Here is a 19,054-nt window from a genome sequence, read left to right as displayed (position 1 = left end):
GGCCGTGATCCAGCCGGCCCGGCCCCGGTCCATGAACCTTTCCGCCTCACCTCGCGACTGACGCTCAGGTGCCGCGTGGTGCGGCCCCGGAAAGGAAAGCCCCATGACCACAGATCCAGAGGCTCGATGGTCTCCGGGAACAGCAGGAACTCAGCGCGACAGTCGCCTTCGGGACCGGGTCGATGCGCTGGGCTTTCCGCTGGTTCCGTTGACCCTGCGCGGACGCCGGCGTATCATGACGGTGAGGAAAGCAGACAATTCGATCAGGGATGAACGTGCCGGAACGCCGCGCCTTGCCCTGATTTGCGCGCCGAGACCGGATGTTTCTCCCATGACCTGTGGGGGGAGATCCATGTCTTGCGACCATGGCGCGTCCGTGCGCTCTCGTGCCGGCCATTTGCGCCGCGCAATCCAGGCTGCCAGCGGATTATCGGCCTTGGCACTCGCCGCTGGGCTCTGGCTCGGCGGCTCGGCACAGGCCCAGGAAACCCAGATCATCTATCCCGGCTCGATGGCAGTGACCGGATTCTCTGGCACCATCATCCCCAATTTCGAGGAAGGCCTGCCGCCGGGCGTCGATCCGGTCGACGAGACCTTCATCGACACGGCGCGCGCAACCTTGCGCGTCTTCGACGTTTCAAGGCTGGGCGGGCCGGCGTCTGGCCAATTGGTCTTCACCCCGCCACCCTTCGAGGTCACGGCCGAGCAAATCGGCCAGGTGTTCGGCATCACTTATGACGACGGCGTGCGCGACGGCGTTCCCTCGGCCATTCCAAACCTCTATGCCGGCGCTACCTCGCTGCACGGCATCCGCATCGTCACACCAGACGGCGACGCCGACGGCCGGCCGGAGCGGCAGCGCCGCGGCACGGCTGACGCGGTCTTCATGGACGGCCAGTTCGGCACCGAAAACGGCGGCGGCCCCAGAACGATCTGGAAGATCGATGGCATCACCGGCGCCGTCTCGAAATTCGCCGATATCGACGCCAATAGCGGTCCCGGCATCGGCGACGTCACTTTCGACAATATCCACCGCCAGTTCTTCGCCAGCGATCTCGACACCGGCCTTATCCACCGCATCGACGCCAATGGCGCGCTAGTCGACACGTTCGACCACGGCGTCGCCGGCCGCCCGGCGCACGGGCTGCCCCCAGTCGCCGACGACGGCTCGGTGATGGACATCCAGGGTGCTGCCTTCGACAGCGAGGACCCCGATAGCTGGGGCTACACACAGGACGAGCGCCGCGTCTGGTCGGTCGCCTATCGTGGCGGCCGGCTCTATTACTCGGTCGGGGAAAAGGCGGAGATCTGGTCGGTGGGCATTGCCGGCGACGGCAGCTTCGGCGACCCGCGCTGGGAGCTGACCGTCAAGGCCGACAAGGATTACGCGGTCACCGACATCGCCTTTGACAACAAGGGCTTCATGTATCTGGCTCAGCGCGGCCCGGTGGAAAACCGCTACGACTACAGCCAGTTCGCCGATTCCGGCAAGGGTGAGGTCATCCGCTACTGGCGCGAAAATCCGGACGATCCGGCAACGGAATCGGTCTGGGTGGAAGTGCCGCAGGAATATGCGGTCGGCTTCCCGCAAGACAACCGGCAGTCGGCCGGCGGCCTCGACCTGCAATATGGCTACGATTCCGAAGGCAATCTCGATACCGGCATCTGCACCGACACGCTGGTCGATACCGGCGACAAGTTGCGCGACAACCCGGCGCTCGCCGAACAGCTCGCAGCCGGGGGGCCGCTTGCCGTGCACGGCGTGCAGATCACGCCGACGGCGCTGGTCAGGCCGGCCAACGTGCCGCCTTTCGGCTCGTGGTTCGTCGATTTCGACACTTATTTCGAAGACCCGGAAGTGGAAGGCCATGTCGGCGACGTCGAGGTCTGGCGCCCCTGCGAAGGCCGTGCCGGCTATTACGAGCAGGTGCCGGGCGGCTATCTGCCACCGTTCTATCCGCCGGACTTCCCGCCCCCCGGCAATCTGCCTCCTTGCCTTGATGTCGAGGATGTCGAGTATTTCTGCACGCCCTCCGGCCTCGAGGCCGATCTCTATCTTCATGACCATACCGGCTTCGGCGGCGATTCGATCAAGGCTCTGTCCAGGACGCCTGGCGTCGGGGTGACTTCGCCCCTGTCGCATGCGCCCGGCGCGCCATTCACGATCGGTATCACCGGCCATTATCCTGGCGACAGGGTCGATGTCGGGCTCTGCTTCTACAGGCAGTCCGACCGCGACAAGGGTGGCTACTACCCTTGCTGCAAGATGACCTTGCCGCTCAGAACCCCAGCCGTCAGCTGCGAACCGTGAGAAGGGGAAGATGAGCAATCTTGCACAGTCCCCGCTTGCGACGAGCAGCCAATCAACCGGCAAACAATCATTCGTCATGGAGACCATCATGAAACCCCTGTCACTCGCCAGGCGCGGCGCGCGCTGGCTGATGGCGGCCGGTATCGCGGTCGCCATGCTGAGCCCGCTGCAAGGCTTCGCTGAAGACCTTGCTCCGGCCAAGGCCAAGCCTGCCGATGCAGGCACTGTCATTCCAGATCCCAAGCTCGACTTCGACAATCCTCGCATCGTCAACCCGGAGCCGGGCCGGATCGTGCCCTTCTTCACCAAGAAAGGCGGCCAGAGAGGCTGCGACTATGTCGTATACTCGCTGAGCTTTGGCTTGCGCGGCAATCCGCAGGGTTTTGCCGGCCCGGGCCTCGCGGCCATGCTGAAAAAGGTCAGGCTCGACTTCAGGGACCAACTCCCGCACGGCCTGCGGATTGTCGGCGTGCATGTGACCGGCGACGGCACCGACGCATCCGGCGGACCGCTGCCCGGCGCTGCGATCAGCAGTTCGGCTGGCCCGGACGATACGGCGACGGTGTCCGATTTCCGGATTTCCGCCAGCGACCTCGACGGCATCGGCGCTGCGAACGAGCGCGCCATCACCTTCCAGATCACCGCCAAGATCGACCATGCGGCGTTTCCGTCGCCGGCAATCGTCGATAACCAGGGGCTGATCAAGGTGAGCCGCGGCGACCGCGGTGCTGGCGTCGAAATTCCGTCGCAGGACCCGGGCAAGCCGGACGACGGCAACTATCTCACGGGTGCAAAGACGTCGATCAAGATCGACGTCACCGAGTGCAACCCACCGCCTCCACCTCCTGGCAATCGTGAATGCTTCAAGGTGGAGCGAGGCACGGTCGATTGCGTGCCCGGCGGCGGCGCCTTCATCTACCATATGCCGGTCGGCCCAGAGATGGCTGGCAAATGGGTGCAGCTTTCGACGACGACACCCGGCATCACAATCATTCCCGACACCCAATTGGTGCCGGCCGGCGGCGGTGTGCTCAACTGGAAGATCGTCGGTGCTTCACCCGGCGACGTTATCCACATCATCGTCACCGGTATCGAAACCTATGCCGGCCCGAAGGAGGGCTGGGGCCTGTGCTGCACGCAGACCGTCGACATCGTCATCCCGCGTGATCAGCGCTGCCCGCCGAAGGACAAGGAACCGGATCTGAAAGTCGAAAAGCGCGCCGACGTGCAACGTTGCACGATGGGCGGCGGCTGCGACTTCACCATCAGGGTCACCAATGTCGGCGATGCGCCCTACCACGGCAAGATCGTGCTTGACGAAGTCACCCTGCCGGCCGGCTCCACCCTCGGTTCAGGGCCGAACCCGCCCTGGGTCTGCGCGCCTGGAATCACCCCGACGATTTGCACCCATCCGGTGACCACGCTCAATCCGGGTGCCTCTGTCGACCTCAAGCTCGGCTTCAAGCCGGCCGCAGGCTGGCAAGGCAGCGTTTTGCGCAACTGCGCCACCTACAATTACGGCGCCAGCGGCAAGCCGCTTTTCGGCAGCCAGCTAAACGACCGCGGCTGTGCGTCGATCCCGGTCTGCCGCCGTGGCGATCGTGACCGCGACTGCCGGCCACCGGTGGAGAAGAAGGTCGACCTGATCCTGAAGAAGCGCGCCCGCACCGAATTCTGTTCGGCCGATGGCGTCTGCACCTTCGTGATCGACATCATCAACAATGGCAGCGTCCCCTACAATGGGCCGCTGACGGTCGTCGATAGCTATCCGGGCGGCGCGCCGGCATCCTCGACCTTCGGCCCGACGCCGCCATGGACGTGCGGACCGAACGGTTCCGGCAAGTTCCGCTGCGACAATCCCGGCATCGCGCTTATGCCGGGCGCCTCGACGCCGATCTTCGTCAGGGCGGTGATGCCGGCCAACTTCCGGCCCGATAGTGTCGAGAACTGCGCCGAGGTGAAGGCCATTCCCGGTGAGAACGACATCACCAACAACAGGGCCTGCGCCAAGGAACGCATCCGTCATCCGAATGGCGGGCAGCCGGCCATGCGCATCACCAAGGTGTGCAATGGCTCGCTGGCCGGTGCTGCGGTCGTTTCCTGCCGCATTACCGTCATCAGCCTCGGCGCCACAGCCCCGACCGGTCCGGTGCGGGTCAACGATGCCGCGACGCTGATAGCCGGCGGAGCGCCGGTCCAGATCCAGAGCGTCACCCCAGACGGCGCGGAATGGGCTTGCGGACCGGTTCCGGCCAATGCGCTGTCGTGCCAGATTCCCCGCGCCGTTATGACGCCTGGAACCAGCCGCCATTTCGACGTGACGGTTGCCGCGAACGGCGAATTCGAGAACTGCGCACGCGGCTCCTACGGCCCGGCTCCGGGAGACGATATCGTCTATCCGATCGGCCAGGCCTGCGCCAAGGGCGGCGGCGCCTCGACCATCCGCGTCGAGAAGACTGGCGACGCCGAGTGCAAGCCCGGCCAGCCCTGCTCGTTCAAGATCACCATCACGAACGATGGGACGAGCGCCTTCTCCGGTCCGGTTCGCATCGGCGATGCGATCGGCGTCGAAGGCCTCGGCCGGCTGGAAGGCGTTGCGATCACCTCGATCGATCCGCCCTTCGGCTGCTCGCCGGAGCCGGCAACCTTGCCTCTGTCCTGCATCGCCCAACTGACGCTCGGCGCCGGGGAAAGCCATGTGCACAATGTGACCGTGATCATTCCCGACGATGGCCGTCTGACCAATCTGCAGGGCACTGTCAACGGCCAGAACTGCGTCGGCGTGCTGTCTCCGAAGACGCCGGTGCAAGGCGGTGGCGACGTGTTGTCTCGTGGTGCCGCCAATGTGCAGGGCGATCGCGGCAAGGCCTATGCCTGCCATCCCTTCATCATCACGCATGAGGTGAAGAAGGAATGCTCGCAAGGCTTCGTCATGAACGACGCCGGCAACTGCGTCTGCCCGCCAGGCACGACCTTCCGTAACGGCCAATGCTCGTCCGGCGGAGGCACGGTCATCGTGCCGAAGCCAAAACCTTGCGTCCTGCTCAAAGGCCAGATCCGTACCGATGACGGACGCTGCGTCTGCCCGCGCGGGACCGAGCTGGAGAACGGCGCTTGCGTGGGCAACAAGCCGCAGCCCGAGCAATGCATCATTCGGGGTCAGATCCACAACGCCGCTGGCGATTGCGTCTGCCCGAGAGGTACGGAAGTCAGGGGCAATGCCTGCCGGCCAATTCGGCCGCAGCCCAAGCAGTGCACGATCCGTGGTCAGATCCACGACGCCAACGGCGATTGCGTCTGCCCCCGGGGCACGGAACTGCAGGGCAATGCCTGCAGGCGCAAGAAGCCGGTTGTGGTGGAGTGCCCGATACCTGGCCAGATCCACAACAAGCGCGGCGCCTGCGTCTGTCCGCGTGGGACAGAGCTGCGCGACGGCGCCTGCCGCAAACCACGGCTGGAATGCGCACCGGGCGCGCGGCCGATCAATGGCCAGTGCCAGCCGATCATCAAGCGGCGCTGCCCTATCGGAACGGTCGGACGATATCCGGACTGCGTCCCGGTCCGCAGGAAATCGACGCTTGAGCCGAACCTGCTGCTGAATCCGAATGTTCCTCAGCAGGTCGTGCCAAGGCGCAAGCCGCAGCCGGAGCAATAGGATACGGCGCGGGAAATCCAGAACTTCAAACAGTGACCGTACTCGTCACCCAATACCCGCCGGAGCGATCCGGCGGGGTTTTTCTTCAGCGGGCAGATGAGAAGGCAGCGCAAACCTGAAGCCGCTGCATCGGCGGAAGGACAAACCGGCTTCCACTTTCCGGACTCATGGTCTAGGCAGTCGATACAGACAGAGGGTCCGCAAACCGGGGCGTACGGGAAGGCCGCATCATGAGCAAAAAAACCCTGATCGCGCCATCGGTGCTGGCTTCCGATTTCTCGAAGCTCGGCGACGAGGTCGAGGCGGTGACGGCCGCCGGCGCCGACTGGATCCACCTCGACGTCATGGACGGGCATTTCGTCCCGAACATCACGTTTGGGCCACCGGTGATCAAGGCGATCCGCAACCGCACCGAGGCGTTTTTCGACTGCCATCTGATGATCGCGCCGGCCGACCCCTATCTGGCCGCCTTCGCCGAGGCCGGCTGCGACGGCATCACGGTGCACGCCGAAGCCGGGCCACATCTCGACCGCTCGCTGCAGACGATCAAAAACCTTGGCAAGAAGGCCGGCGTGTCACTCAACCCGGCGACACCGGAAACGATGATCGAATACGTGCTCGACCGGCTTGATCTGGTCCTGATCATGACGGTCAATCCGGGGTTCGGCGGCCAGGCTTTCATTCCAACGATCGTCGACAAGGTGAAGCGGGTGAAGGCGCTGATCGGCAACCGGCCGATCCGGATCGAGATCGACGGCGGCATTTCGCCTGAAACTGCGCCCTTGGTCACCGCGGCCGGCGCCAGCGTGCTGGTCGCCGGCGCGGCCATCTTCAAGGGCGGCAGCGTCGAGGCCTACCGGGCAAACATCGAGGCAATCAGGGCGGCGGCGGACAAGGCCGGCTGACCGCCGCCGTCCGGCCGGAAACAACCGCTCGGGGGGACTTATGAGCAACCATCTGTTCGATGCTTTCCGTGCCCGGATGCCCGCGCCCGGACGCCTTTTGATGGAGGCAGAGGATGGACGCTCGATCAGCTATGGCGAAATGCTGGCGCGCTCCGCTCAACTGGCACATGCGCTGTCGCAGCTGGGCGTCGAAGCCGGCGACCGCATCGCCGTTCAGGTCGAGAAGAGCCCCGAAGCCATTTTCCTCTATCTCGCCTGTCTGCGTGCCGGCGCGATCTTCCTGCCGCTCAACACCGCCTATACGCTGACCGAGCTCAACTATTTCTTCAGGGATGCCGAGCCGCGACTGGTCGTCTGCGACCCGGCGCGAGTGGGCGAGATCGGCTCCTTGGCGCCGGCCTCGGGCGCTGTGGTCGCGACACTCGGCAGCAAGGGCGAGGGGTCGTTGACCGATCGCGCCTCTGAGGCGGCCGTGGACTTCCACGATGTGGCGCGCGAACCGGACGACCTTGCTGCGATCCTCTACACGTCCGGCACCACCGGCCGTTCGAAAGGCGCCATGCTCAGCCACGAAAACCTCGCCTCGAATGCGCGGGTGCTGGTCGACCTCTGGCGCTTCACTGCCGCAGACGTGCTGATTCACGCGCTGCCGGTTTTCCACACGCATGGCCTTTTCGTCGCCACCAATGTCGTCCTGATGGCCGGCGCCTCGATGCTGTTCGAAACCAAATTCGACCCGACCCGCATCGTCTCGCTACTGCCGCGCGCCACCGCGCTGATGGGCGTGCCGACCTTCTACGTCCGCCTGCTGCAGCAGGACGGTTTGAACCGGCAAGCGGCGAAAAACATCCGGGTGTTCATTTCCGGCTCGGCACCGCTTTTGGCCGAGACGCACAGAGCGTGGCGCGAGCGCACCGGCCACGCCATCCTCGAGCGCTACGGCATGACCGAGACCAACATGAACACGTCGAACCCGTACGAGGGCGAGCGGCGTGCCGGCACGGTCGGCTTCCCTTTGCCCGGCGTCTGCCTGCGCATCTCCGATCCCGATGGCGGCGAAACACTTGCCCGGGGCGAGGTCGGCATGATCGAGGTCAAGGGCCCGAACGTCTTTTGCGGCTACTGGCGCATGCCGGAAAAGACCAGGGCGGAATTCCGCGACGACGGCTACTTCATCACCGGCGATCTCGGGCTGATCGATGCCGACGGCTATGTCCACATCGTCGGCCGCGGCAAGGACCTGATCATTTCCGGCGGCTACAATATCTACCCGAAGGAAGTGGAGAGCGAGATCGACGCTCTTGCCGGTGTTGCCGAAAGCGCTGTCATCGGCGTTGTCCATCCGGATTTCGGCGAGGGTGTCACGGCGATCGTGGTGAGGGCGCCGGGCTCGACGATCAGCGCCGCCGCGATCATCGAGGCCATCGCTGGGCACCTCGCCAGGTACAAGCATCCGAAACAGGTGATCTTCGTCGACGAACTGCCGCGCAACACGATGGGCAAGGTGCAGAAGAACCTGCTGCGCGAAGCCTACAAAGACCTCTATACGTCCAAAGCCGGCTAACCCTAACAAGCAGGGCTGGCTGCAAAAACCCTGGCGCCGTCGATCCAGACGCTTTTCATGTCCAGATCGTCCGACAACGAAACGATGTTGGCGGCGGTTCCCCTGGCGAAGCGCCCGAGCCGGTGCGACTGGCCGATCGCCTGCGCCGGATAGAGCGAGGCCATGCGCAAGGCTTCGTCGAGGTCGAGACCGACCACGCGATGCACGAAGCGCACCGCGGAAATCATGTCGAGATCCGCGCCCGCCAGCGTGCCGTCGGCAAGTGTCAGCCTGCCATCCTTGCGGTGGATGGTGCGACCGTTCAGCGTGAACGAGTTCATGTCGGTGCCGATCGTCGCCATGGCGTCGGTGACGAGCAGGATCTTGCCCGGCCCCTGCTTGGCGCGCAAGGCGATGGCCATGGTGGCCGGATCGACATGGATACCGTCGGCGATGATGCCGGCATAGAATGTGCCGGTATCGATTGCCGCGCCCGCCAGCCCCGGCTCGCGATTGCCGATCTGGCTCATCGCGTTGAAAAGATGGGTGACCACCGTTGCGCCGGCCTCGGAAAAGGTGCGGGCCGTGGCATAGTCGGTATCGGAATGGCCGATGCTGACGATGACGCCGGCATTGCTGAGCGCCGATACCTGGTCGGGCTCGACGGATTCGGGCGCCACCGTCGTCAGCAGCACCGGCAGGTTTTTCCGCGTCGCGATCAGCATCGCCTGGTCGGGATCTAGCATCGGCCGGATCAAGGCCGGGTCATGTGCGCCCTTGCGGGCGATCGACAGATGCGGGCCTTCGAGATGCAGGCCCAGGAAGCCCGGCACCTTCCGTTGTGCGGCCTCTGCTCCGGCGGCAACCGCCGCGGCGGTGATCTCGGACGTGTCGGTGATCAGCGTCGGCAATAGCGCCGTCGTGCCGAAGGGCGCGTGCGCCCGGCAGATGGTCTCGATCGAGGGGACGTCGGGATGGTCGTTGAGCATGACGCCGCCACCGCCATTGACCTGCAAATCCACGAAACCCGGAACCAGCATACCGCCGCCGGTCTCGATAGGCGCAACACCGGATGGGACGGCGCCGGCGGCAACGATGGCCTCGACGAGGCCGTCGCGCACGACAAGCGCCGCATTGTCGTGCCAGTCATCGCCATCGAATATCCGGGCGCCGGTCAGCGCAAAGCGATCGCTCATAGCGTTTCCGTCACCTTGCGCAGATTGGGCGGCGTGTCTGGGTCGAGGCCGCGATGGCGGGCAAAAGCCTCGACGAAACCATAGAACGACACGATCAGTGTCAGCGGGTCGGTCAGCGGATGACCGGTGGCGACATGCGGCAGAGGCTGCGCCTTCTTTGCCTTGTCCGAAGTCACAAAGACAGCGGCGCCCTTGCCGGCCAGGCTGTCGGCGGCCTCGGCGACGGATGGTTCGGACGCATCGCGGGCAGCCAGCGCCAGCACTGGGAAGCCGGGACCGACTAGCGCCAGCGGGCCGTGCATGACTTCGGCGGCACTATAGGCTTCCGCATGCATGGCGCAGGTTTCCTTGAATTTCAGCGCCGCCTCGTTGGCGATCGCCGCCGACGGGCCCCGGCCAAGGATGAACAGCGAGTTCGGCGTCTCGAGTGCCCCGGCCAGCGCCATCCAGTCGCAAGCGATCGCCTTCCGAAAATGCTCCGGCAAGCGGGCAAGTGCTGCCAGAAGTTTGTCGTCGCCGGTGCAATGCGCCATCAGAGCGAGCCCTGCGACCGCCGAATTGACGAAGGTCTTCGTCGCTGCGACGCTGCGCTCCGGTCCGGCAAGGATGTCGATCGCGTAGTCCGAAGCCCGCGCGAGCAGCGAATCGGCGGTGTTGGTGATGGCGACGGTCAGCGAACCGCCGGCCCGCGCCGCTCGCGCCATCGCAACGATGTCCGGGCTCTTGCCCGACTGCGAGATCGCCAGGCAGGCCGAGCCGCCCAGCTTCAGCTTGGCGCCATAGATCGAGGCGATCGACGGGCCGACCGATGCGACCGCCAGCCCGGCGGTCAGCTCCACGGCATATTTCATGAAGGTCGCGGCATGGTCGGACGAGCCGCGCGCCACTGTGACGATGAAATTCGGATCGCGCTCGCGAATGCCGCGCCCGGCTTCCGTCAGCACCGCGGCCGAGCCGTCGAGCAGGCGGGCGGTGGCCTCGGGGATCTCCTCGATCTCGCGCCGCATATGGGTCATTGTTGCGGTCATGGCCTGCCCTCTTCGCCCGGCCCGCTCAGCCGGAGTTCGGCGACAAAATCATAAGCGTCGCCCCTGTAGATGGAGCGGGTGAACTCGATCACCTTGCCGCTCGCCAGATAGGAGATACGCTCGATGTGCAGGCCGGCAATGCCCGGCGGCACTTCCAGCAGATGCGCGTCGCCATCGCCGAGATTGGTGGCGGAAATGCGCTGCACCGCCCGCACCGGCCTGTTGCCGGTCTTTTCCAGCGCCGCGTAGAGCGACGAACCGATCGCCGCCGGATCGGGCAGCACGCTTGTCGATAGTGAGGCGCGCTCGATCGCCAGCGGCGTGTCGTTGGCAATGCGCAGGCGCGCGACGCGCGCCACCAATTCGTTCGACGCCAGGCCGAGCACCATCATCTCGTCGGGCGATGGCGGATAGAGGCCGCGGTCGAGCCAGGCCGAACGCACCGCCATGCCGCGCCGTGCCATGTCCTCGGTAAACGAGGTCAGCATCGACAGGGACTGCTCGACGCGCTCCATGCGCGGCGCAACGAAGGTGCCGGAACCATGACGCTGGACGAGGATGCCGCCCTTGACCAGGTCCTGCACCGCCTTGCGCACGGTGACGCGCGAAATATCGGCCTTGCTGGCGATGTCGCGCTCGGAAGGCAGCGCATCGCCCGGTCCGATCAGCCCGCGTTTGACGGCGTCCTCGATGCTTTTCCTCAGCTGCAGATAGAGTGGCGCGCCACTCTGCGACGATTGTCTCAGCGCCGCGAAAATCTGGTCGGCGGCGTCGCTCATCGCGCCGCCTCCGCCGCCTTCGTAAAAATCCGAACCGCCATCTGAACCGCGCCGCCCAGCGCGTCGTCGAGCGGCGGCTTCAGCAGCGCCCGGTAGCGCGCCGACAGGCGCGGCGCGTAAAGCGGCGCCAGGCCGCCGAGCAGGCAAAGCGGATCGTCGCCACCAAGGTCGAGCACGCCAAGTGCTGCCTCGACATCGGCCACCGCCTTGTCGAGGATCCAGATAGCGACGACGTCGCCTTTTTCGGCATGTTCGAACACCTTGGGTGCGAAGCCGCCGAAATCGCCGGGCTTGGCATTGGTGGTGAATTCGACCACATCCTCGGGATTGTTGCGGAAGATGGCGAGCATGGCCTGCGTCAGTGGCGATCCTTCGCGGATGCCGTCATAGGCGAGCAGCGTCTGCTCGAGCAGGTCGCGGCCGATGCGGGCGCCGCTGCCCTGGTCGCCGACCTGGAACCCCCAGCCGCCGATGGCACGCGATCGGCCGTTCTTGCGCGCCATATAGGCGGTGCCGGTGCCGAGTATGGCCATGGCGCCGTCACCAGAGCCGACCGCGCCTTCCAGCGCGATCTCGGCGTCGGTCTCGACACGGCTGATGCGGAACGGCAAGATCGCTTCGAGCTGCTGCCTGTAGGTGCCGACATTGGCGCCGGCTAGGCCGAGAATGGCCGGAGTTTGCGGGATCAGTCCGGGATCTCTGCCCGCGGCGACAAAGGCCTGCTGCGCCGCGTCGACGATGTTGGCCCTGGCGCCGGTGAGATCGGTTCGGATGTTGGCGGCGCCGCTTTTGGCGCGGCCGAGGACGCTGCCATCGGCCGTCGCAAGGGCCGCCCTGCAGCTGGTGCCGCCGCCATCGATGCCGAGCACGAATTTCACGCGATTTCTCCTCCAGACGGATAATACCAATAAAATACCAATAGCCAAGGATTAATTTCCGTTTCAAAAAAGTTAAGGCGTAGTTTGTTGGAAAATCAGCTGATTTCGCCCGCAAGCCTGCGCCACCGCAAGGATTTGATTAATGCGTGTGGACAAGTGGTATTTTTTTGGTATGGTTTTCTCGATTGGAGGAAAGCGGATGGCCGAAACGCGCACCGAAGCGCTTCACCACAATGCCGAGGGACTGGATATCCAGGCCCCGGAAGCCGTCCTTTCCTCTTTGGCCAACGCGCAGATCGAGGCCGCCAAGGCCGTTCACGGCGCCATTCCTGCCATTGCCGCGGCAGCCGAAATCATCGCAAGCAGACTGAAAAGCGGCGGCAAGCTCGCCTATGCGGCCGCCGGCAGCTCGGGCCTGATGGCATTGGCCGATGCGCTGGAGCTGCCGGGCACTTTCGGCATCCAGCGCGACCGTATCGCCATCCTGATCGCTGGCGGCGACGAAGCTTTCAAGACACTGGCCGGCGGGCCGGAGGATGACACTGACGAAGCTTCGGCAGCGGTCGCCGCCGCCGGCGTTGGCAAGGGCGACTGCCTGATCGCCGTCTCGGCCAGCGGCTCGACGCCTTATGCTGTCAGGGCGATCGAGGATGCCAGGCGCCGCGGCGCGGCGACCATTGCTGTCGCCAACAACGGGGATGCGCTGCTGCTGCGGCTGGCCGACATCGCCATCCTGCTCGAAACGCCGCCCGAGCTGATTGCCGGCTCGACGCGCATGGGTGCCGGCACCGCCCAGAAGATCGCACTCAACATGCTGTCGACGCTGGCAGCCATCCATCTCGGCCATGTCCATGATGGCTACATGGTCAACCTCACGGCCGACAACATCAAGCTGCGCGACCGCGCCGCACGCATCGTTGCCGCCGTCAGCGGGCGCGACAAGGACGAGGCGGCGCGCCTGCTCGATAAGAGCGGCGGCGTCGTCAAGACCGCTATTCTGCTCGCCGCCGGCGCCGCCAGCGCCGATGCGGCCGAGAAGATACTGGAAGGGACCGGCCACAAGCTGCGGCCAGCCCTTTCCGCGATCGAGGGGAGCAAGGGGCGCAATGCCTCCGTTCTCATCAAAACCGAACCTGAAAAAGGTCAACAGGGAGACTGAGCATGACAACGAAGCTACTGACGGCACTTCTTCTCGGCACCAGCATTCTCGGCACCGCCGGGGTGGCCTATGCCGACGACGTAACGCTCAACATCGAAAGCTGGCGCGGCGACGACCTTGCCATCTGGAAGGACAAGCTGATCCCGGCTTTCGAGGCCAAGAACCCCGGCATCAAGGTGGTGTTCGCACCGTCGGCGCCGACCGAATATGACGCCGCCCTCGGCGCCAAGCTCGCCGCCGGCTCGGCCGGCGACCTGATCACCTGCCGCCCGTTCGACAAATCGCTGGAACTCTTCAAGAAGGGCAATCTCGCCGATATCTCGACGCTGCCCGGCATGGAGAACTTCTCCGATGTTGCCAAGGCCGCCTGGCAGACCGACGACGGCAAGTCGAGCTTCTGCGTGCCGATGGCCTCGGTCATCCATGGCTTCATCTACAACAAGGACGCCTTCGACAAGCTCGGCATCAAGGTGCCGACGACCAATGAGGAGTTCTACGCCGCGCTCGACAAGATCAAGGCCGACGGCACCTACATCCCGATGGCGATGGGCACCAAGGATCTCTGGGAAGCCGCGACCATGGGCTACCAGAACATCGGCCCGAATTACTGGAAGGGCGAGGAAGGCCGCCTGGCGCTGATCAAGGGCGAGCAGAAGCTGACCGATCCGCAGTGGGTCGAGCCCTACAAGGAACTGGCCAAGTGGAAGGACTATCTCGGCGACGGCTTCGAGGCGCAGACCTATCCGGACAGCCAGAACCTGTTCACGCTCGGCCGCGCCGCCATCTACCCGGCCGGCTCGTGGGAAATTGGCCTGTTCAACACGCAGGCGCAATTCAAGATGGGCGCCTTCCCGCCGCCGGTGCAGAAGGCCGGCGACACCTGCTACATCTCCGACCACACCGATATCGGCATGGGCCTCAATGCGGCCTCGAAGAACGCGGATGCGGCCAAGACCTTCCTGTCCTGGGTGGCCTCGCCGGATTTCGCTACCATCTACGCCAACGCGCTGCCCGGCTTCTTCAGCCTGAACAACACGCCGGTGAAGATGGAAGACCCGCTGGCCCAGGAATTCGTCTCTTGGCGCGGCAAGTGCAAGTCGACGATCCGCTCGACCTACCAGATCCTGTCGCGCGGCACGCCGAACCTCGAAAACGAGACGTGGGTTGAATCGGCCAACGTCATCAACGGCACCGACACGCCGGAAGCTGCCGCCAAGAAGCTGCAGGACGGCCTCGACAGCTGGTACAAGCCGGCGAAGTAAGGCGCGGCGAAGCGATATCTCCCCCCTTGAAGGGGAGATGTCGCCAAAGGCGACAGAGGGGGTCGGTCGAGGCAGGCGGCAGCTTGATCGTTGCTGGAAAGCACGGTCGAACGACGATGGCGCGCTGCCTCGGCCGACCCCACCCGCCTCGCTTCGCGAGGCACCCTCCCCTCGAGGGGGAGGGAGGCGCCGTGGCTTTTGACGGCAATAGCAAGACCTGATCGGCGGGGACCGAACGCATGGCCGCAGCACCGAAAAGACCGTTCCGCTGGCATATCGGCGTTTTCCTGGCACCGGCGTTGCTGGTCTACACGGCGATCATGATCTTGCCGCTGGCCGGCACGCTGCAGCTGTCGCTGTTCCGCAACATCAACCAGTCGCAGGTGTTCGTCGGACTGGAAAATTTCCGCATGCTGTTCGGTGATCCCAACTGGTCGGTCAATTTCTGGAACGCGCTGCGGAACAATGTCTGGTTCTTCATCATCCACATGCTGGTGCAGAACCCGATCGGCGTCCTTTTGGCAGCACTTCTGTCCAGCCCCCGATTGCGGTTTTCCGCCTTCTACCGCACGGCAATCTTCGTGCCGACGATCCTGTCCTTCGTTATCGTCGGCTTCGCCTGGAAGCTGATACTGTCGCCGCTATGGGGCGTGGCGCCGCATATGATGGACCTTGTCGGCCTGAAAAGCCTGTTCACGCCCTGGCTCGGCAAGGCGCAATATGCACTGACCGCGCTCAGCCTGATCTCAGTGTGGCAGTTCGTCGGCATCCCGATGATGCTGATCTATGCGGCACTGCTGTCCATCCCCGAAGAGGTGATCGAGGCCGCCGAATGCGACGGCATCACCGGCATGGCGCAATTCTGGAAGATCAAGCTGCCGCTCATCCTGCCGTCGATCGGCATTATCTCGATCCTGACCTTTGTCGGCAATTTCAACGCTTTCGACCTGATCTACACGGCGCAAGGCGCCTTGGCCGGGCCGAACTATTCGACCGATATCCTCGGCACCTTCCTCTACCGCGCCTTCTTCGGTTTCCAGCTGCAGGTCGGCGACCCCAATATGGGCGCGGCGATCGCCACGATGATGTTCCTGATCATCCTCGGCGGCGTCTGCGTCTACCTATTCCTCGTGCAGACGCGCTTGCGTCGCTACCAGTTTTAGGGGAGCGTGACCATGAGCACCGCAACCCGTTCGCTGCCCCGCACCATCGGCGCGCATGCGATCCTTCTGACCTACACCGCGATCGCGCTGTTTCCGGTGATCCTCGTGATCATGAATTCGTTCAAATCACGTGCCGGTATCTTCGGCGCGCCGCTGACGCCGCCGACGCCAGGGACCTTCGACTTGATCGGCTACACCACGGTGATCGGCCAGGGCGACTTCATCCACTATTTCCAGAATAGCCTTGTCGTCACCGTCGCCTCGCTGTTCTTCGTGCTTCTGTTCGGCGCCATGGCGGCTTTCGCGCTGTCGGAATACCGCTTCCGCGGCAATTCGCTGATGGGGCTTTACCTGGCGCTCGGCATCATGATCCCGATCCGCCTCGGCACCGTCGCCATCCTGCAGCTGATGGTGGCGAGCGGGCTGGTCAACACGCTGACGGCGCTGATCCTGGTCTACACGGCGCAAGGCCTGCCGCTCGCCGTCTTCATCCTGTCGGAATTCATGAAGCAAGTCTCCGACGATCTGAAGAATGCCGGCAGGATCGACGGCCTGTCCGAATACACCATCTTCTTCCGGCTGGTGCTGCCGCTTGTGCGGCCATCGATGGCGACGGTCGCGGTCTTCACCATGATCCCGATCTGGAACGACCTGTGGTTCCCGCTGATCCTGGCGCCGTCGGAGGAGACCAAGACGGTGACGCTCGGCGCGCAGCTGTTCCTCGGCCAGTTTGTCACCAACTGGAACGCCATTCTGGCCGCACTGTCGCTGGCGATCATGCCGGTGCTGATCCTCTACGTCATCTTCTCGCGGCAGCTGATCCGCGGCATCACTTCGGGAGCGGTCAAGTGAGTTCGCAAACACCCCTTCGCGTCGTCGTCGCCGGGCTCGGCAATATGGGGCGCAGCCATGCGCTGGCCTATCACACCAACCCGGGCTTCCAGATTACCGCACTGGTCAACCGCTCGGATGTGCCGCTGCCGGAAGGGCTTTCGAGCTATGGCATCCGGCGTTCATTCGACGAGGCGCTGCGTGACGAACGGCCTGACGTCGCCTGCATCGCCACCTATTCCGACAGCCATGCCGATTATGCGGTCAAGGCATTCGAGGCTGGCTGCCACGTCTTTGTCGAAAAGCCGCTGGCAACGACGGTCGCGGACGCAGAACGCGTCGTAGCCGCGGCCAAGGCCAACGGCAAGAAACTGGTGATCGGCTACATCCTGCGCCACCACCCGTCCTGGATCAGGCTGATCGCCGAGGCGCGGAAGCTCGGCGGCCCTTACGTATTCCGCATGAATCTCAACCAGCAATCCTCCGGACACAGCTGGGAGACGCACAAGCAGCTGATGCAAACGACGTCGCCGATCGTCGACTGCGGCGTGCATTATCTCGACGTGATGCTGCAGATCACCGACGCCAGGCCGGTCGAGGTGCGCGGTATGGGGCTGCGGCTGAGCGACGAGATTGCGCCCACGATGTACAATTACGGCCACCTGCAGGTGCTGTTCGACGACGGTTCGGTCGGCTGGTACGAGGCCGGCTGGGGGCCGATGATTTCGGAGACGGCTTTCTTCGTCAAAGACGTGATCTCGCCCAACGGCTGCGTGTCGATCGTCATGAAGGAGGGCGTCAGGTCCGACGACATCGACACCCACACCAAGACCTCGACCATCCGCCTGCACAGTGCTGCAACCGGCGCGGACGGCAAGTTCGCCAAACCGGACGAGATGCTGTCGATGGAAGGCGAGCCCGGCCATCAGGACCTCTGTGACCTCGAACAGGCGTTTGTGCTGAAGGCGATCCGCGAGGACCTCGATCTTGGCCGCCACATGGACGACGCGGTGAAGTCGCTCGCCGTCTGCCTTGCCGCCGACGAGAGCGTGCGCAGCGGCCTCGCCGTGAAACTCTAGAACAGGGACGAAGCCGTGGGCTCGCTGAACATCGAGAACGTGAAAAAGGCCTTCGGGCCGGTCGAGGTGCTGAAGGGCATCAACCTCGAGGTGACGGATGGCGAGTTCGTCGTCTTCGTCGGTCCATCCGGCTGCGGAAAGTCGACGCTGCTCAGGGTCATTGCCGGGCTGGAGGACTCGACCTCGGGCCGCGTGGTGATCGACGGGGCGGACGTTTCCGCAACGCCGCCGGCCAAGCGCGGCATCGCCATGGTGTTCCAGACCTATGCGCTCTACCCGCATCTGACGGTGAAGAACAATATGGGCCTCGGCCTCAAGCAGGCGGGCACGCCGGCGGCCGAGATCGACCGCCGCATCGGCATCGCCTCGTCGATGCTGTCGCTGGAGCCCTACCTCGAAAGGCGCCCGGCCGAATTGTCCGGCGGCCAGCGTCAACGCGTCGCCATCGGCCGCGCCGTGGTGCGCGAACCCAAGCTTTTTCTGTTCGACGAGCCGCTGTCGAACCTCGATGCCGCACTGCGCGTCAACACCAGGCTGGAGATCGCCCAGCTGCACCGTCGGCTGAAGGCGACGATGATCTATGTCACCCACGACCAGGTCGAGGCGATGACGCTGGCCGACAAGATTGTGGTCCTCAACGCAGGCAAGATCGAGCAGATCGGCGGCCCGATGGAGCTTTACAATTCGCCGGCAAATGAATTCGTCGCCGGCTTCATCGGCTCACCGAAGATGAATTTCGTCGACGGCACCAGGCTTGGCGAAACGGCAAAGACCATCGGCGTCCGGCCCGAACATTTGACCGTCGATCCCAAATCCGGCGCCTGGAAAGGCACGGTCGTGCATGCCGAACATCTTGGCGCCGACACCAACCTCTATCTCGACTGCGAGAAGGCCGGCTTGATCACCGTGCGCATTTTTGGCGTCTACAATGCCGAACCCGGCACCACGCTCTATGCGACGCCGGATCCGGTAAAGACCTATCGGTTTGGAGCGGATGGCAAGGTGATGAAGTAGCGCCCCTCTTCCTTCTCCCCTTGCGGGAGAAGGTGGCCGAGCGAAGCTCGGTCAGATGAGAGGTGCTAGACGGAATGAGGCGTTGGAGTTCCTTCCAACACCCCTCAATCGTCTCGGCGCTGCGCGCCGATCCACCTTCTCCCACAAGGGGCCTGTTGCGTAATTCGCTGATTGTGATTCTCTGAGGTGGACGGTCTGAGGGAATCGCGATGGCAGTGAAGCAGACGGGCCAGTTGAGCTTGGCGGAGGCT

At 64.3% G+C, this 19,054-nt stretch carries 14 protein-coding genes; 10 read left to right on the top strand and 4 right to left on the bottom strand.

Annotation, left to right across the window (positions count from 1 at the left end; genetic code table 11):
• Window positions 1-103 precede the first annotated feature (103 nt).
• From NKJ09_RS29905 to NKJ09_RS29890, 4 genes are all read left to right on the top strand, one after another.
• Window positions 104-2,311 (top strand): hypothetical protein, encoded by a 2,208-nt coding sequence (locus tag NKJ09_RS29905; protein ID WP_502901327.1) that lies wholly within the window; start codon window positions 104-106, stop codon window positions 2,309-2,311.
• A gap of 10 nt (window positions 2,312-2,321) precedes the next feature.
• Window positions 2,322-5,966, top strand: a complete 3,645-nt coding sequence (locus NKJ09_RS29900) for a DUF7929 domain-containing protein (protein WP_352609574.1) — start codon at window positions 2,322-2,324, stop codon at window positions 5,964-5,966.
• Window positions 5,967-6,196: 230 nt separating this feature from the next.
• The gene (rpe, locus tag NKJ09_RS29895; RefSeq protein WP_352495464.1) at window positions 6,197-6,871 is read left to right on the top strand and encodes a ribulose-phosphate 3-epimerase; all 675 of its coding nucleotides are present in this window, start codon (window positions 6,197-6,199) and stop codon (window positions 6,869-6,871) included.
• Window positions 6,872-6,911: 40 nt separating this feature from the next.
• Window positions 6,912-8,435 carry a malonate--CoA ligase gene (locus NKJ09_RS29890; protein WP_352495465.1) on the top strand — a complete coding sequence of 508 codons (1,524 nt, stop codon included), beginning with the start codon at window positions 6,912-6,914 and terminating at the stop codon, window positions 8,433-8,435.
• A 2-nt stretch (window positions 8,436-8,437) separates the two neighbouring features.
• Here the strand turns inward: NKJ09_RS29890 and nagA are convergent, their stop codons facing one another.
• The 4 genes from nagA to NKJ09_RS29870 are packed head-to-tail and all read right to left on the bottom strand — an operon-like array spanning window position 8,438 to window position 12,295.
• A complete protein-coding gene (gene nagA / locus NKJ09_RS29885; protein WP_352495467.1) occupies window positions 8,438-9,610 on the bottom strand; it encodes an N-acetylglucosamine-6-phosphate deacetylase in 1,173 nt (390 codons plus the stop codon).
• Window positions 9,607-10,638: an SIS domain-containing protein gene (locus tag NKJ09_RS29880; RefSeq protein ID WP_352764382.1), complete on the bottom strand. Its 1,032-nt coding sequence runs from the start codon at window positions 10,636-10,638 to the stop codon at window positions 9,607-9,609. Before NKJ09_RS29880 ends, nagA begins: the two co-directional genes overlap by 4 nt.
• A complete protein-coding gene (locus NKJ09_RS29875) occupies window positions 10,635-11,417 on the bottom strand; it encodes a GntR family transcriptional regulator (protein WP_023718918.1) in 783 nt (260 codons plus the stop codon). Before NKJ09_RS29875 ends, NKJ09_RS29880 begins: the two co-directional genes overlap by 4 nt.
• A complete protein-coding gene (locus NKJ09_RS29870; protein ID WP_023718919.1) occupies window positions 11,414-12,295 on the bottom strand; it encodes a glucosamine kinase nucleotide-binding domain-containing protein in 882 nt (293 codons plus the stop codon). Before NKJ09_RS29870 ends, NKJ09_RS29875 begins: the two co-directional genes overlap by 4 nt.
• A 199-nt stretch (window positions 12,296-12,494) precedes the next feature.
• Between NKJ09_RS29870 and NKJ09_RS29865 the strand changes: the two genes are divergently transcribed.
• From NKJ09_RS29865 to NKJ09_RS29840, 6 genes are all read left to right on the top strand, one after another.
• Complete coding sequence (locus tag NKJ09_RS29865; RefSeq protein ID WP_023718920.1) at window positions 12,495-13,454, top strand: N-acetylmuramic acid 6-phosphate etherase; 960 nt, start codon at window positions 12,495-12,497, stop codon at window positions 13,452-13,454.
• Between the two features lie 2 nt (window positions 13,455-13,456).
• Entirely contained in the window at window positions 13,457-14,716 is a 1,260-nt protein-coding gene (locus tag NKJ09_RS29860) for an ABC transporter substrate-binding protein (protein WP_023718921.1), read from the top strand.
• 239 nt (window positions 14,717-14,955) lie between these two features.
• Window positions 14,956-15,879 carry a carbohydrate ABC transporter permease gene (locus tag NKJ09_RS29855; RefSeq protein WP_023718922.1) on the top strand — a complete coding sequence of 308 codons (924 nt, stop codon included), beginning with the start codon at window positions 14,956-14,958 and terminating at the stop codon, window positions 15,877-15,879.
• Window positions 15,880-15,891: 12 nt separating this feature from the next.
• A complete protein-coding gene (locus tag NKJ09_RS29850; RefSeq protein WP_023718923.1) occupies window positions 15,892-16,731 on the top strand; it encodes a carbohydrate ABC transporter permease in 840 nt (279 codons plus the stop codon).
• Entirely contained in the window at window positions 16,728-17,789 is a 1,062-nt protein-coding gene (locus NKJ09_RS29845) for a Gfo/Idh/MocA family protein (RefSeq protein ID WP_023718924.1), read from the top strand. Before NKJ09_RS29850 ends, NKJ09_RS29845 begins: the two co-directional genes overlap by 4 nt.
• A gap of 15 nt (window positions 17,790-17,804) precedes the next feature.
• Entirely contained in the window at window positions 17,805-18,803 is a 999-nt protein-coding gene (locus NKJ09_RS29840; RefSeq protein ID WP_023718925.1) for an ABC transporter ATP-binding protein, read from the top strand.
• The last annotated feature ends 251 nt before the right edge of the window (window positions 18,804-19,054 follow it).

This window comes from Mesorhizobium sp. M0189 (genome assembly GCF_040322135.1).
Classification (GTDB): domain Bacteria; phylum Pseudomonadota; class Alphaproteobacteria; order Rhizobiales; family Rhizobiaceae; genus Mesorhizobium.
Note: the sequence above shows the minus strand (reverse complement) of the source record. Positions and strands in the feature narration are given on the sequence as shown.